Source organism: Bacteroides caecigallinarum, assembly GCF_016901995.1.
GTDB classification, from domain to species: Bacteria; Bacteroidota; Bacteroidia; order Bacteroidales; family Bacteroidaceae; genus Phocaeicola; species Phocaeicola cellulolyticus.
In genome coordinates, this window is sequence record NZ_JACJLE010000064.1 from 1 (window position 1) to 16,964 (window position 16,964).

Genomic DNA, 16,964 nt, shown 5'->3' on the forward strand with positions numbered 1-16,964 from the left:
AAACTCTGTATTGAGTAATGATGCGGCCCTTTTTTACTCTTTTAGGGTGCTCAAATTTCAAATTATAAGTTCATTTTTTCAAAAAATGAATTTTGACACACCCTCTTTTTTTATTCAGTAACTTCAACACCCTTCAGGGTAGCTGAGCTTGATTCTGCAATCTTTACTTTTACAAAGTCACCTATACGGTGTGAACCTCTGTTGAATACTACGACTTTATTCTGTTCTGTACGACCGAACAATTGTTCTTTTGAGCGTTTTGATACGCCTTCTGCAAGAACCTCGAATGTCTTTCCTACATCTTTAGCGTTGCTCTCGGCAGAAAGCTGGTTTTGCAATTCAATCATTTCGTTCAGACGTCTGATTTTTATCTCTTCTGGCACATCATCAGGGAGGTGTTTCGATGCGTATGTACCTGGTCTTTCGGAATACTTGAACATGAATGCCGAGTCGTATGCACATTCGCGCATAAGCGACAGTGACATCTGATGGTCTTCTTCCGTTTCGCTGTGGAATCCTGAGAATATGTCTGTGCTGAGTCCGCAGTCAGGAATGATGCGGCGTATAGCCTCTACTCTTTCAAGATACCATTCGCGTGTATATTTTCTGTTCATCAGTTTCAGTATGCGCGAACTTCCGCTCTGTACTGGCAAGTGAATATGCTTGCATACGTTTGGCACCTCTGCTATAACATGAAGTGTCTCGTCGCTCATATCCTTAGGATGTGATGTTGTGAAACGTACTCTCATTCCAGGAACAGCTTCCGCCACAATACGCAGGAGCATAGGGAATGTCACTGTTTCTCCGTCTTTTTCGAAACGGTATGAATTTACGTTCTGTCCTAGTAGTGTTACTTCCTTGTAGCCTTTCTTTTCAAGATCGTGAACCTCGTTCAGGATACTTTCCACATCGCGACTTCTTTCGCGCCCTCTTGTATAAGGAACGATACAGTAATGGCAGAAGTTGTTACAACCACGCATGATTGACACAAATCCTGAGATGTGATTACCACAGATACGCGAAGGAATTACGTCGCGATAGGTCTCTGTAGTTGACAGCTCTACATTGATAGCCTTCTCTCCTGCTTCTACCGATGCTATAAGTTCCGGCAGAGTCAGGTATGCATCAGGACCTGCCACGAGGTCAACATGATGGTTTTCTATCAGGTCTTCTTTCACACGTTCTGCCATACAGCCCAATACACCTACTATCAGGTTTTTCCTTTTCTTTCTCAGAGAATGGAAGAATTCCAGACGGTTCAGAATCTTCTGTTCCGCATTGTCTCTGATAGAACACGTGTTCATAAACACTGCATCAGCTTCTTCAAGGGTTTCGCATGGAGAGTAGCCTGCCATCTGCATGATGGATGCTATTACTTCACTGTCTGCCACATTCATCTGGCATCCGTAAGTCTCGATGAACAGTTTCTTGCTGTCCTGTTCAGTTGCAGATTTTAAGTCTGCTCCTGTTGTTTCATTTGTCATAATTGATTGATTTATTGATTAAAATTTTTGCAAAGATAGTGCAAATAGAGGGAAACACAAAGTGGAAAACGGGGTTTTCGGCTCATGTCGCAGCCGGTAGGAGTTACAGGTAAGAGATATGAATGTTTTTTCTTTTATAGAGGAATGAAATTTTACAATAATATTCAGAATATATTTGTATGAAAATGGAGAAATAAAAAATAGGAACCAATCCTTACATCAAAAAGATTGGTTCCTATTCTTTTTATTCAGTATCTCAGAATGCTTCTTTACGCTTTCCGCTTGTAAAAATCAGATATATACCGAGCAGAATAAGTGGTACACTGAGCCATTGACCTATATTGAGCGTCATGCCTACTTCTTCTGCCACTTGAGGATTCTTGATGAATTCAAGTCCGAGACGCGCTCCGAAGAATATCAGAAGTGAAATTCCGGTGATAAGTCCGATTCGTTTCTGAAGGCCGAATTTGTGGTATGCCAGCCATGAGAATATAAAAGCTACCGCACAGTACAGCATTTCGTATATCTGTGTAGGATGACATGCCTTTGCCACTCCATTCTGGTTGTAAAGTTCCTGCCATTCACGTGAACGTACAAACTCAAATCCCCATGGGAGGTCGGTAGGATAGCCGAATATCTCGGAGTTCATCAGATTTCCGAAACGGATACATGCACATACTACTGCCACTGCAGGTATCAGGCGGTCGAACAACCACCATACGCTTTTGTGTGTAACCTTTTTGGAATACCATATCAGGGCAAGTATTAATGCGAATACTCCTCCGTGACTTGCTAGTCCGCCTTTCCATATTTTAAGTATCTCTAATGGGTGTGAGCCATAATAATCCCATTCGTAGAACAGGCAGTGTCCCAAACGTGCTCCTACAACGGCGCTCACTATACAATAAACAAATAGTTTGTCTGCCCAGTCGTCAGGGTGACCTTCTTTCTTGAACAGGCGTGAGCCCATTTCGTATGCCAGGATAAATCCCAAGCCCCACATTAGTCCATACCACCTGATTTCTATAGAACCAAGGCGAAGAAGTATGGGATCTACGTCCCAAACGATGCTTCCTAAAATCATACTTTTGAGTTTTTTGAATTATATATGCAAAGGAAATAAAAAAATCTCTCTCCCAAAATGAATAGGGAAAGAGATTTTATGGAAAGATTGATAAATAGTCTGATGATTATACCATATGAGCGATAAGTTCTTCGCGGTCGCCTTCAAGAAGGTCGATTACAGGAACTTCGATCATTGTGTAACATCCTGGCTGCTGACGCATAGAAGCACGTGCCACGCAAACCAATACCTGAGCAGTAAGAGCTGGGTTGTTGATCTTCATGTCGAATTCGAACAACTGATTGTGTGTCTTACCGGAAACACCTTTGCGTACAAGGTTTACACCATGACCAACATCGTTGAGGTCGTCAACACAAGGAACCTGAATAACGTGAGTCTCGTCGTTTACGAAATATGCATCCGACTTGATTGCTGCTTCAACAGTCTTGAAGTCTGCACCTTCTTCAAGTTCTACATACACCATACGGCGGTGGATTCCTGTACCTACAGGGATTGTCATTGACAATGCATCCTTAACACCTGCGATGGCGCGTACTGCAACAGAGTGTCCCATGCTGCGGCCCGGACCGAAGTTAGTATATGTGATACCTTTTGGAGCGATTGCTTCAAGAAGTGTACGTACTACAGAGTCGCTTCCCGGATCCCATCCTGCAGCGATGATTGAAACAGCATTGTGTGCCTTAGCTGTTTCGTTCAATGTGCGGCGTAATGATGTGATCTGTGTGTGTATATCGAAACTGTCAACTGTATTGATTCCCAATGCAAGGATTTCTTTTGCGTATTGCTCTACGCTGCGTGTAGGAGTTGCAAGAATTGCTACGTCAACGTTTTCAAGTTCTTTGATGTCTTTCACTACTTTATATGGTGCAAGTTCTGCTGGTTTGTTTGCGTCACCATTACGGCGAACCACACCTGCGATTTCAAAATCAGAAGCAGCTTCAAGTGCCTCGATTGTAAACTTTCCAATGTTTCCGTAACCTACTACGGCAGCTCTAATCTTTTTCATAATTTTATTGGTGTTTAATTATTTGTTCTTATTCATTTTGTTACAAGAAATGTATCCTGTATTTTTGACGATGCAAAAATAAAAAATTAGAATTGTTCTAAAGAGAAAAAGGAGGACGTTTTTTGAAATATTTCGGACGTAACTTACAATTTATAACTTTGTTATGCTTATTTTTGTCGTTAACTTATAATTTATAACTTAAATATGATTGAATATATAAAAGGAAAACTTGATGATGTTACACCTACCATGGCGGTAGTCGATTGTAACGGAGTTGGATATGGTGTGAATATTTCTCTGAATACATTTTCTGCTATACAAGGGAAGGGGGATGTAAAACTATATATATACGAGGCTATAAGGGAAGATGCGTATGTACTGTATGGCTTTGCGACAAAACAGGAAAGGGAGCTTTTTCTTATGCTGATAACAGTGTCGGGAATTGGTGGTAATACAGCCAGAATGATTCTCTCTGCTTTAAGTCCGTCTGAATTATGTAATGTGATAAGTTCAGGCAATGAGAAATTGCTGAAGATGGTCAAAGGTATCGGACTGAAGACTGCCCAGCGTATAATAGTGGAATTAAAGGACAAGATACAAAATATAGGTGTAGAAAGCACTGGAAATGTTTCTACACCTATATCTGCAGCCAACAATGAGATATATGAAGAGGCCGTTGCCGCTTTGACCATGTTGGGATTTGCACAGGCACCGTCGCAAAAGGTTGTCGGACAGATTCTTCATGAAGAACCGGATGCGCCTGTGCAGAAAGTCATTAAGATTGCCCTTACAAGACTGAGATGACGGAGGATTATTCCACGGTTACTGATTTTGCAAGGTTTCGTGGACGGTCAACATCCAGTCCTCTGCATACTGCTATATGGTATGCCATCAGTTGTAGCGGAATGGATGTTACCAGAGCGTCCAGACACTCAGGAACTGCAGGTACCGGTATGCTGAAATCGGCAAGTGAGCTGATTACCGTGTCACCTTCTGTAACAATAGCTACCACTCTTCCGCCACGTGCCTTTATCTCCTGAATGTTACTCAGAACCTTGTCGTAGAGCGGTGAATTGGTTGCGATGACCACTACCGGCATTTCGGCATCAATCAGTGCAATCGGTCCATGCTTCATTTCTGCTGCCGGATAACCTTCGGCATGTATATATGATATCTCTTTTAGTTTCAGGGCTCCTTCCAGTGCTATCGGGAATGAATATCCTCGTCCCAGATAAATGAAATTACGTGCGTATGTAAACATTCTCGACAGACTGGCAATGTAGTCATTCTGTTTTAGAACCTGACGCATTTTTTCAGGTATATCATTGAGTGATGATACTATTTCTTTGTATTCATCGGTTGATATTGTTCCCATTTCCTGTGCCAGTGACAGGGCAAACATCAGAAGTACAGTAACCTGACCGGTAAATGCTTTTGTCGATGCCACACCGATTTCTGGTCCAACGTGTATATAAGAACCGGAGTCGGTTGCACGTGCAATGGATGAACCTACTACGTTACATATTCCATAAACAAATGCTCCGCTGTTATGAGCAAGTTCAATCGCTGCAAGTGTGTCTGCCGTTTCGCCACTTTGTGAAATAGCCATTACTACATCGTCCGGCGAAATTACAGGGTTACGATAGCGGAACTCCGAAGCGTATTCCACTTCTACAGGTATGCGACACATTGTTTCAATGAGTTGTTTCCCTATAAGTCCTGCATGCCATGATGTTCCGCATGCTACGATAATGAAGCGTCGTGCTTTTATGAACTTTTCCCTATGTTCTTTTACCGCCGAGAGCAATATTGACATAGTTTCCGGGTTAAGACGACCACGCATGCAGTCGGCTATACATTCAGGCTGGTCGAATATTTCCTTTATCATGAAATGAGGATATCCGCCTTTTTGTAACTGTCCGATATTTAATGCTATGGTTTGTGCCTCGTGCGAGCATTCCACATTGTCCAAATCAACAATCTTGATCGGTTCACCATTTCTTAGTACTGCTATTTCTCCGTCTGACAGATATATCACCTTATTAGTATATTCCACTATAGGGGTGGCATCCGATGCAAGGAAGTATTCATCTTCGCCAATACCTACCACCAGAGGACTGCTCTTTCTTGCTGCAATGATTGTTTCAGGATGATTTCTGTCTATTACGGCTATGGCATATGCTCCAATTACCTCTTTTAATGCCAACTGAACAGATGTCAGAAGATCCAGATTTCCTTCTGTCTGGATATAATCGATAAGTTGTACCAATACTTCCGTGTCAGTACTGCTTTTGAAGACATATCCTTTATCTATAAGTTTCTGTTTTAGGAGAGCATAATTTTCGATAATCCCGTTGTGTACTAAAGCCAGACGACCACTCATAGAAGTATGAGGGTGAGAATTTACCGTACTAGGTTCTCCATGTGTTGCCCAACGTGTATGTGCAATACCCATTGACGCTGATGTGTCTTTACCTGTTACGGTTTGTTCCAAGTCTGCAACTTTTCCTACTGATTTATAAACTTTCAGGTCTCCCGGAGTATTTATAAGTGCCACTCCGGCACTGTCGTATCCCCTATACTCCAATTTTCGGAGACCTTCCACAAGCACAGGCCATGCCTGACGCTTACCGATGTATCCTACGATTCCACACATATTTATTTACTTGTTTTCATTCAATACAAAAATAAGTATTTCCTGCTTAAAGAATATGTTTTATAATATATATAATTTGATTTTTTTAGACTTAAACTTATAAATCAAAACAAAAATATCATATTTTGATTACAGTTTTATTTTTATAGCGCTTATTGGACAAGCGTTTTGTAAGCATTTTAGAGTCGTTACTATCTTTTTTTTAAGAAATTGTATATGAAAGTAATCACAAAACACATAAATATCTACTTTTGTAGTGCAAAATAATACATATAAACGGGAATTTAGTACGTAAAGAAACCAAAACGCAATGAAAGAGAATCATTTTATCAGAGAAAATGCTCTTCAGGGATTATATAGTCCGTCAAATGAGCATGACGCCTGTGGTGTAGGAATGATAGTCAACCTGCATGGCGCAAAGTCGCATGAATTGATCGACTCTGCCCTGAAGGTGTTGGAAAACATGAAGCACCGTGGAGCAGAAGGAGCAGACAGTAAAACAGGTGATGGTGCAGGTATCATGATTCAGATACCGCATGAATTTATTCTTCTACAAGGTATTCCGGTTCCTGAAAAAGGTAAATATGGAACAGGATTGGTGTTTATGCCTAAGGATAAAGCCTCACAGCAGGATATCATGAGCGTGATGATAGAAGAAATAGAGCGTGAAGGGATGACGTTGATGCATGTACGCACAGTGCCGGTAAACTCGGATATATTAGGTAAGGACGCGCAAGCTACAGAGCCTGATGTAAAGCAGATTTTTGTTACAGCCGGGGCTGACGAGGCAGAGCTTGAGAAAAAACTGTATATCATCAGGAAAAAGATAGAGAATAGAATACAACACAAAGACTTCTATATAGTGTCACTTTCCAGTAAGAATATGGTGTATAAGGGAATGCTTACTTCTACACAGCTTCGTGAATATTATGCAGACCTTACACAGCCATATTTCACCAGTGCATTGGCTTTGGTGCATTCGCGTTTCAGTACGAATACATTTCCTACATGGAGTCTGGCACAGCCTTTCCGTATGATGGCCCATAACGGCGAGATAAACACAATTCGTGGTAACCGTGCCTGGATGGAAGCCAGAGAAAGTGTTTTGTCGTCAGAAAGACTTGGCGATATTTCTCAAATACGTCCTATTATACAGCCTGGCATGAGCGATAGTGCCTCAATGGATAATGTACTTGAATTTTTCGTTATGTCAGGTCTTAGTCTGCCTCATGCGCTTGCCATGATGGTACCTGAGTCTATAAACGAGAAAAACCCTATCAGCCAGAAACTTAAAGACTTCTATGAGTATCATTCCATATTGATGGAACCGTGGGACGGTCCTGCCGCATTGCTTTTCAGCGACGGAAGATATGCCGGAGGAATGCTTGACAGAAACGGCTTGCGTCCTGCCAGATGGCTGGTTACCAAGAATGGAACTATGGTAGTTGCCAGTGAGACAGGTACAATAAGTTTCAATCCTGATGAAATAGAAGCTAAAGGAAGACTGCAGCCTGGCAAGATATTATTGATAGATACACAGGAAGGTAAAATATATTACGATAAAGAAGTTAAAGAAGATCTGGCATCGGCTTTACCTTACACAGAATGGCTGGCTGCCAACAGAATAGAGCTTGATACTTTGCGTAGTGGACGTAAGGTGGAAAATTCTGTGAAGGATGCAGGAAGAAGACTTCGTATCTTCGGATATACCCGCGAAGATATTGAGCGTACTCTTACTCCTATGTGTGCCGCAGGTGCGGAACCTACAGCGTCAATGGGTAACGATACTCCTTTGGCGGTATTGAGTGAAAAACCTCAGTCGGTGTTCAATTATTTCCGCCAGCAGTTTGCGCAGGTTACTAATCCGGCTATTGATCCTATACGCGAAGAGTTGGTTATGTCGCTCACAGAATATATCGGTGCCGTAGGAAGCAATATTCTCAGTCCGAGCGCAGGACATTGCAAGATGGTGCGTCTGCCGCATCCTGTGCTTACTAATACACAGCTTGACATTCTCTGCAATATCAGATACAAGGGATTCAGTACTGTTAAGTTGAAAATGGTATTCAAGGCTTCGGATGGCGAGGAAGGACTTCGCCTGGCTATAGAGAATCTGTGTAAGAGTGCGGAAGAGGCTGTTGATGCCGGTGCAAACTATATAGTGCTTTCAGACAGGGATGTAGATGCTGAATATGCACCTGTGCCTTCACTTATTGCTGTAAGCGCAGTTCATCATCATCTGATTTCAGTACAGAAACGTGTGCAGACAGCGTTGATAGTTGAAAGTGGTGAAGCGCGCGAAGTTATGCATGCTGCATTGCTTTTGGGATATGGAGCGAGTGCAATCTGTCCGTATATGGCTTTTGCGGTGATAGACGGACTGGTGAAGAAAGGTGATGTACAGCTTGATTACGCTACAGCTGAAAAGAATTATATTAAAGCTCTCTGCAAGGGATTGTATAAGGTTATGAGCAAGATGGGTATTAGCACGATACGTTCATACCGAGGAGCTAAATTGTTTGAGGCTGTTGGCTTGAATACAGAGGTAATGAGAAGATATTTCGGTACTGACGTGTCAACAATAGGCGGAGCTGGTATCGGCGATATAGCTCATGATTACCTCAGGTTCCATCGTTCGGGTGTTGCTATATCTGAAGATGAGGCAGGAGCATTGCTTGATCATATCGGTCTTTTCTCTTACAGAAAAGATGGTGAACAGCACGCATGGAACCCCGATACTATAAGTTTGCTTCAGCTTGCTACACGTACAGGCAGTTATAAAAAGTTCAAGGAATTTACAGCTAAAGCAGATAAAAAGGAAAATCCTATTTCCCTTCGCGACTTTTTCGGTTTCCGCAGGAATCCTATCAGTATAGACCAGGTGGAGTCAGTAGAAGATATAGTGAAACATTTTGTTACTGGCGCAATGTCGTTTGGCGCAATCAGCAAGGAGGCTCATGAGGCTCTTGCATTGGCAATGAACAGTCTTGGAGCAAGAAGCAATACCGGTGAAGGTGGTGAAGACAGCAACCGATTCTCTGAAATTTATCATGCCGAAGACGGAGATATCAGTCTGTGCAGCAAGACCAAGCAGATAGCTTCGGGACGTTTCGGAGTGACAACTGAGTATTTGGTCAATGCCGAGGAAATCCAGATAAAGGTGGCACAGGGAGCAAAACCGGGAGAAGGTGGACAATTGCCGGGATTTAAGGTTGATGAAGTAATTGCCCGTACACGTCATTCTATTCCTGGAATATCGCTTATTTCTCCTCCACCTCATCACGATATATATTCTATAGAAGACCTTGCGCAGTTGATTTTCGACTTGAAGAATGTTAATCCGCGAGCTGCTATAAGCGTTAAGTTGGTGGCTGAAAGTGGTGTAGGTACCATTGCGGCAGGTGTGGCAAAGGCTAAGGCCGACTTGATTGTGATTTCAGGAGCCGAAGGTGGTACAGGTGCTTCTCCAGCTTCGTCAATGAGATATGCCGGCATTCCGCCTGAGATAGGTTTGAGCGAAACTCAGCAGACTCTTGTGCTGAATGGGCTTAGAGGACAGGTACGTCTGCAGACTGACGGACAGCTGAAAACAGGACGTGACATAATAAGTATGGCTTTGCTGGGAGCTGAGGAATTTGCTTTCGGAACTTCTGTACTGATAGTGTTGGGATGTGTTATGATGAGAAAATGTCATACCAATCTGTGTCCTGTCGGAGTAGCTACTCAGGATGAGAAATTGCGTCAGCATTTCCGTGGACATTATAAATATGTTGTCAATTATTTCCGTTTCCTGGCAGAAGAAGTAAGAGAATATCTGGCAGAAATGGGATTCACAAAACTGGAAGATATTGTAGGACGTACAGATCTTATTCAAGTTGATTCTTCGGACAGTAAAGGAAAAATGTCAAGTCTGGATTTCGGAAGAATTTTACATAAAGTAGAGAGCAGTGCTGACATTCATCATACAGCCGACAAGCCTCTTGACTTATTGGGTATAAAGGATAGGGCTATGATTTCGGCGGCGAAAGAAGCTTTGGATAATAAGAAGCCTGTTGAGCTTGAATATACTATTTCCAATACAGACCGTTCGGCAGGTGCCATGCTATCAGGTGAGGTGGCAAGAAGATACGGTCATGCAGGTTTGCCTGACGGTACTATTAACGTGAAGTTTAAAGGTTCGGCAGGACAGAGTTTCGGTGCGTTCCTGACTTCGGGAGTGACATTCCGTCTGGAAGGCGAGGCTAACGACTATGTTGGAAAAGGTCTTAGCGGTGGACGTATCTGTCTGTTGCCTCCGTCAGGTTCACTGTTCGACGCATCTAAGAATACTATTGCAGGCAATACTCTGATGTATGGTGCCACTAAAGGTGAAGTTTATATTAACGGACGTGTAGGAGAGAGATTTGCAGTGAGAAACTCAGGTGCAATAGCCGTTGTTGAAGGAGTTGGCGACCACTGCTGTGAGTACATGACAGGCGGACGTGTGGTAGTGCTTGGCGATACCGGAAGAAACTTTGCTGCCGGTATGAGTGGCGGTATAGCTTACGTGTGGGATCCTGAACATCGTTTCGACTATTTCTGTAATATGGAGATGGTGGAGCTTAATCTGCTTGAGGACTCTGCATCACGTAAGGAGTTGATGGAACTTATCGAACGTCATTGGAGATTTACCGGTTCGAAACTGGCCCGCACCTTGCTTGATGAATGGCAGAATCATATAGATGAATTCATCCAGGTTACTCCTATAGAATACAAACGTGTTCTGGCCGAGGAACAGATGAAGAAACTGCAGCAGAAGATTGCGGAGGTACAGAGAGACTATTAATAATGAATAATGAACAATTAATAATTAGGAGTGATGTCATCCGCTCATTATTAATTCTTAATTTTTAATTGAATAACATGGGAAATCCAAAAGCATTTTTAAATATACCTCGACAAGAGGCCGGCTACCGTCCTGTTCACGAACGTGTTGCCGATTATAGTGAAGTGGAACAGACACTCAACACTAGCGAACGTAAATTGCAGGCCAGCCGTTGCATGGACTGTGGAGTACCATTCTGTCATTGGGCTTGCCCGCTGGGAAATCGCCCTCCCGAGTTTCAGGATGCATTGTGCAAAGGCGACTGGCGCAAGGCTTACGAAATATTGAGCGCTACAAACGACTTTCCTGAATTTACAGGTCGTATCTGTCCTGCTCTGTGTGAGAAATCGTGTGTACTGAAGCTCAGTATAGACTCTCCTGTAACTATTCGCGAAGATGAGGCTGCCGTTATTGAGGCAGCATTCCGCGAAGGATATATCTCTCCGAAAAAATATGAAAGAAACGGGAAAAAGGTGGCTGTGATTGGTTCGGGACCTGCCGGACTAGCAGCTGCAAACCAACTGAACAAACGTGGATACGAAGTTACTGTGTTCGAACGCGATGAGATGCTTGGAGGTCTTTTACGATATGGAATACCCAATTTCAAGCTTGGAAAGAATATCATAGACAGGCGTCTCAGGATAATGGAAGCTGAAGGTATAATCTTTAAGACTAATTCAGAAATTGATCTGATGAAACTACCTGAAGGTTTTGATGCTTATGCCATATGTACAGGTACTCCACAGGCTAGGGATTTGGCAATACCGGGACGTGAACTCTCAGGTATCCATTTCGCTATGGAGATGCTGGCACAGCAGAACAGAGTGCTTGCAGGGCAGGAAATCGCAGAGAAAGACAGGATATCTGCCCGTGGAAAGCATGTACTGGTAATTGGTGGTGGAGATACGGGTAGCGACTGTATAGGAACATCCCATCGTCAGGGCGCGTTAAGTGTTACTCAGATAGAAATTATGCCTAAACCTCCTGTTGGACATAATCCTGCTACTCCTTGGCCACAGTGGCCAGTTGTGCTGAAAACAAGTTCAAGCCACGAAGAGGGATGTACACGTCGCTGGTGCTTGAATTCAAATAAGTTTGTTGGCAAAAACGGAAAGGTAACAGCTGTGGAAGTTGAAGAAGTAGAATGGATTCCGGCTGCAGATGGCGGACGTCCTGTAATGAAACCTACAGGCAAGAAAGATACAATAAAGGCAGACCTTGTCCTGTTGGCTATGGGATTCCTGAAACCTCAGCTTCCTGAATTGCCTGCGAATGCAGTTGTGGCAGGTGATGCCGCTACAGGTCCGTCGCTAGTGGTGAAATGTATCGCTGCGGGACGAAAGGCGGCTGCGGAGATAGATAAGATGATAATGACTAATTAAAAATTAATAATTAAGAATTAATAATTAGTGGAGATGCTATCCACTCATTTTTAATTCTTAATTGAATAAGTTTTTAATTGAACTCGTTTTTTATTATTAATTTTTAATTTTTAATTTTTAATTCTTAATTCTTAATTCTTAATTACAACTATGTGTGGTATAGCATGTATTTTCAATATAAATCAGCAATCGCCTGAGTTGAGACAAAAGGCTCTCACTATGGCGAAACGCATACGCCACCGTGGACCGGATTGGAGCGGGATATATTGCGGTGGCTCTGCAATTATGGCACACGAGCGTCTGTCGATAGTCGATCCTCAGAGTGGTGGACAACCATTATATTCGCCTGACAGAAAACAGATTTTGGCAGTGAACGGTGAAATTTACAATCATCGTGATATACGTGCGGAATTTGCAGGAAAGTATGATTTCAGTACAGGAAGCGACTGCGAGGCAATACTGGCTCTTTATCGTCAGTACGGAGTCGATTTCATAGAGAAACTGAGTGGAATATTCGCTTTCGCACTTTATGATGAAGAACGTGATGAGTTCCTTATAGCCCGCGATCCGATAGGAGTGATACCTCTGTATATAGGACATGATGCTGACGGTAAAGTATATTGTGCGAGTGAATTGAAAGCTCTGGAAGGAATGTGTGATGAATATGAACCTTTCTTGCCAGGACATTATTACTGGAGTCGTGAAGGTAAGATGCACAGATGGTATAACCGCGACTGGACAGAATATGAAGCAGTGAAAGACAGATATACTGAGATGCCTGATGATGAGGCGTACAAAGCTCAGGTGAGTGATGTACGTTTGGCTTTGGAAGATGCTGTGAAGAGACAGCTTATGAGTGATGTCCCATACGGCGTATTACTTTCCGGCGGACTTGACTCGTCTGTTATTTCTGCCGTAGCGAAACTGTTTGCCGACAAACGAGTGGAAACTGATGGAAAACAGGATGCATGGTGGCCGCAGCTTCATTCATTTGCTGTAGGGCTTAAGGGAGCGCCCGATCTGGAAAAGGCCCGTCTTGTGGCAGAACACATCGGAACAGTACATCACGAAATAAACTACACTATCCAGGAAGGTCTTGACGCTATACGCGATGTGATTTATTATATAGAGACTTACGATGTCACTACAGTACGTGCATCCACTCCTATGTATCTTTTGGCAAGAGTCATCAAGTCGATGGGTATAAAAATGGTGTTGAGTGGTGAAGGTGCTGATGAGGTTTTCGGAGGTTATCTGTATTTCCATAAGGCACCTGATGCACGTGCATTTCATGAAGAGACAGTACGTAAACTTTCAAAACTTCATCTTTATGACTGTCTGCGTGCCAATAAGTCGCTTTCTGCATGGGGCGTGGAAGGCAGGGTACCTTTTCTTGATAAGGAGTTTCTTGATGTGGCTATGCGTCTTAATCCGGCTGTCAAGATGTGTCCCGGCAAGGAGATAGAGAAGAAGGTTGTGCGTGATGCATTCTCCTCACTTCTCCCTAAGGAAGTGGCATGGCGACAGAAGGAGCAGTTCTCCGATGGTGTAGGCTATTCATGGATTGATACTCTGAAAGCGGTGACTTCTGCAGCAGTTACAGATGAGCAGATGGCACAAGCAGCAGATCGGTTCCCTATCAATCCGCCTCAGAACAAAGAAGAATATTATTATCGCAGCATATTCGAAGAACATTTTCCTAGTGAATCGGCTGCCAGATCGGTTCCTAGTGTTCCTAGTGTAGCCTGCTCTACGGCCGAAGCTTTGGCTTGGGATGCATCGTTCAAAGGAATGAACGATCCTAGCGGACGTGCTGTGGCAGGAGTACATGAATCGGCTTATTGAGGTATTAGTCGTTTGTTTTTAGTTTAAACAACTGACAACCAACAACTGACAACTAACAACTCTTTTCCCAACAACTAACAACTAAAAAGATGAATATCAGATTTACAAAAATGCATGGTGCCGGTAATGACTATATCTATGTCAACACTATCCAATATCCTATAGATGACCCTGAAGAGCTGGCTGTGGAGTGGAGTAAGTATCACACCGGAATAGGCAGCGACGGACTTGTACTTATAGGAGCGTCGCAAATTGCTGATTTCAGCATGCGTATATTCAATGCCGATGGCTCGGAAGCAATGATGTGCGGTAATGCAAGCCGTTGTATAGGCAAATATCTTTATGAGGAGGGACTGACGGCAAAGACCGAAGTAACACTGGAAACCCTTTCCGGAATAAAAATTCTGAAACTTCATTTGACAAATGATAATCATGTGGATGCTGTAACTGTCGATATGGGTGCTCCTAATGTTTTGGGAAAGGTTCAGTTAGGCGACGGTTATGGATATACGGAAGGAATTTCTGTATCAATGGGTAATCCTCATTTGGTGATATTTGTAAATAATATATCAGAGGTGGACATCAATACCGTAGGACCGGCGCTTGAGAAACATCCGTTGTTCCCTAATCGTGTAAATGTTGAGTTCGCACAGGTTTATCAGGATAGAAGCATTCGTATGAGAGTATGGGAACGAGGTTCTGGTATAACCATGGCATGCGGTACAGGGGCCTGTGCTACAGCTGTGGCGGCATCATATATCGGCAAGTGTGGCAGGGAATCATCGGTGATAATGGATGGTGGCACACTTAAGATTAAATGGAATGAAGCAGACGGGCATGTATATATGACAGGTCCTGCTGTAAAAGTTTTTGATGGAGAGATAGCTATTTAAGTTTTTAGGTCTAACAACCAACAACTCTTTTCTAACATCTAACAAATTAAATATAATGGCGCAAATTAACGATAATTTTCTGAAACTGCCTGGCAGTTATCTTTTCTCGGACATAGCAAAGAAAGTGAACAGCTTCAAGGCGGCAAATCCGAGCATCGACCTTATCAGACTAGGAATAGGTGATGTTACACGTCCGCTTCCTGAAGCTTGTATCAAGGCTATGCACCGTGCTGCGGATGAGTTGTCTTCATCTGCATCATTTCACGGATATGGTCCTGAACAAGGGTATGATTTTCTGATAGAGGCAATTATAAAAAATGATTTCGAATCACGTGGAATAAAACTTTCAGCTCATGAAGTTTTCATAAATGATGGAGCAAAGAGTGATACTGGAAATATAGGCGATATATTCAGTCGTGAGAATAAGATAGCTGTTACCGATCCTATTTATCCTGTATATATAGACAGCAATGTTATGGCTGGTAGGGCAGGAGAGTTGGCTAGTGACGGATGCTGGAGCAACATTACATATATGCCTTGTAATGAGGAGAATAATTTTGTCCCTTCATTGCCGATGGAGCGAGCAGACATAATATATTTGTGCTATCCCAATAATCCTACTGGTACGACACTTACCAGAGATGAGTTGAAGAAATGGGTTGACTATGCTCTGGCAAATGATTCTATAATATTCTTCGATGCTGCATACGAGGCATTTATACGCGAGGAGAACGTTCCGCATTCAATATATGAGATAGATGGGGCCAGACATTGTGCCATAGAATTCAGAAGTTTTTCTAAAACAGCCGGATTTACAGGAGTACGTTGTGGCTATACTGTAATTCCTGATGAACTTGTTGCTACAGCTGCTGGGGGTGCGAAAGTTCAGCTCAATAAATTATGGTTGAGGCGCCAGTGTACAAAATTTAATGGTACAAGTTATATCACACAGCGTGCTGCCGAGGCAATATATTCTCCTGAAGGTAAGGAACAAGTAAAAGCGAATATCGACTATTATCTGGAAAATGCACATATAATGCGCGAAGGTTTGATGAAATCCGGAATGAAGGTTTATGGAGGAGTAAATTCGCCATATCTGTGGCTAAAGACTCCTGAAGGTTATGATTCATGGAAATTCTTCGATACTCTGTTGGAGAAAGCACATTTAGTTGGTACTCCGGGTGTAGGTTTCGGTCCTTCGGGCGAAGGTTTTCTTCGACTTACTGCATTCGGAAAACGCGAGGACTGTATAGAGGCTATGCAACGTATTGAGAAATATATATAAACATGCCATGTCCTGCCAATTTTCATGGCATTAATTACAATCTGTTTTGGTTTTATATGTATTTAGTAGAAGCGAAACTGCAGCGATGTAGTTTCGCTTTTTTTCTTGTTTCATACGTTTAAAAAAATGACCTTTCGTCTTAGGCAAAATGTGCGTACGTTTTGGATTGAATGTGCGCCCATTTTAAATCGAACGTGCGCACGCTTCGAAAAGCGAATTTTATGCCATAAATAATATATGCCTGTATATAATTTACTAAATATTATTATGTGTATAAATTTTACTATTTGATATAGCTTTCAAGATTACTAAATTATTATTGAACTCTTTTTCTTTGATTTACAGTATATTACGCCAAAAGTGATATTTTTTTTGAAAAAAAGTCGTTTAAACTATTGCAGGAATGAAAAAAGTCTGTACCTTTGCATCCGCTTTCGAGAGGGAGAGCGGTTAAGTTGACATGCT

The 16,964-nt window shown here is 42.5% G+C and carries 10 protein-coding genes; 6 read left to right on the plus strand and 4 right to left on the minus strand.

From position 1 onward, the window contains the following. Positions 1 to 110: 110 nt before the first annotated feature. From miaB to H6A61_RS13580, 3 genes are all read right to left on the minus strand, one after another. A complete protein-coding gene (miaB, locus tag H6A61_RS13570; protein WP_204394382.1) occupies positions 111 to 1,484 on the minus strand; it encodes a tRNA (N6-isopentenyl adenosine(37)-C2)-methylthiotransferase MiaB in 1,374 nt (457 codons plus the stop codon). 256 nt (positions 1,485 to 1,740) lie between these two features. Beyond that, on the minus strand, positions 1,741 to 2,565 hold the full coding sequence (gene lgt / locus H6A61_RS13575) for a prolipoprotein diacylglyceryl transferase (RefSeq protein WP_204394393.1): 825 nt from the start codon (positions 2,563 to 2,565) through the stop codon (positions 1,741 to 1,743). A 109-nt stretch (positions 2,566 to 2,674) separates the two neighbouring features. Continuing rightward, the gene (locus H6A61_RS13580) at positions 2,675 to 3,574 is read right to left on the minus strand and encodes a diaminopimelate dehydrogenase (RefSeq protein ID WP_204394384.1); all 900 of its coding nucleotides are present in this window, start codon (positions 3,572 to 3,574) and stop codon (positions 2,675 to 2,677) included. Between the two features lie 204 nt (positions 3,575 to 3,778). On the opposite strand from H6A61_RS13580, the gene ruvA reads away from it, so the two are divergent. Continuing rightward, entirely contained in the window at positions 3,779 to 4,378 is a 600-nt protein-coding gene (gene ruvA / locus H6A61_RS13585) for a Holliday junction branch migration protein RuvA (RefSeq protein ID WP_204394386.1), read from the plus strand. A gap of 7 nt (positions 4,379 to 4,385) precedes the next feature. On the opposite strand, the gene glmS is transcribed toward ruvA, so the two are convergent. Continuing rightward, a complete protein-coding gene (gene glmS, locus H6A61_RS13590; protein ID WP_204394388.1) occupies positions 4,386 to 6,230 on the minus strand; it encodes a glutamine--fructose-6-phosphate transaminase (isomerizing) in 1,845 nt (614 codons plus the stop codon). Between the two features lie 310 nt (positions 6,231 to 6,540). Here glmS and gltB point away from each other — a divergent pair, with 310 nt between their 5' ends. The 5 genes from gltB to H6A61_RS13615 all read left to right on the plus strand — a co-directional run bounded on the left by gltB (position 6,541) and on the right by H6A61_RS13615 (position 16,499). Beyond that, positions 6,541 to 11,055 carry a glutamate synthase large subunit gene (gltB, locus tag H6A61_RS13595; RefSeq protein WP_204394390.1) on the plus strand — a complete coding sequence of 1,505 codons (4,515 nt, stop codon included), beginning with the start codon at positions 6,541 to 6,543 and terminating at the stop codon, positions 11,053 to 11,055. 77 nt (positions 11,056 to 11,132) lie between these two features. Further along, a complete protein-coding gene (locus H6A61_RS13600; protein WP_204394391.1) occupies positions 11,133 to 12,476 on the plus strand; it encodes a glutamate synthase subunit beta in 1,344 nt (447 codons plus the stop codon). A gap of 150 nt (positions 12,477 to 12,626) precedes the next feature. Then, positions 12,627 to 14,321 carry an asparagine synthase B gene (asnB, locus tag H6A61_RS13605; RefSeq protein WP_204394392.1) on the plus strand — a complete coding sequence of 565 codons (1,695 nt, stop codon included), beginning with the start codon at positions 12,627 to 12,629 and terminating at the stop codon, positions 14,319 to 14,321. Between the two features lie 89 nt (positions 14,322 to 14,410). Continuing rightward, positions 14,411 to 15,214 (plus strand): diaminopimelate epimerase, encoded by an 804-nt coding sequence (dapF, locus tag H6A61_RS13610; protein WP_154045069.1) that lies wholly within the window; start codon positions 14,411 to 14,413, stop codon positions 15,212 to 15,214. A gap of 55 nt (positions 15,215 to 15,269) precedes the next feature. After that, positions 15,270 to 16,499 carry an LL-diaminopimelate aminotransferase gene (locus tag H6A61_RS13615; protein ID WP_154045070.1) on the plus strand — a complete coding sequence of 410 codons (1,230 nt, stop codon included), beginning with the start codon at positions 15,270 to 15,272 and terminating at the stop codon, positions 16,497 to 16,499. The last annotated feature ends 465 nt before the right edge of the window (positions 16,500 to 16,964 follow it).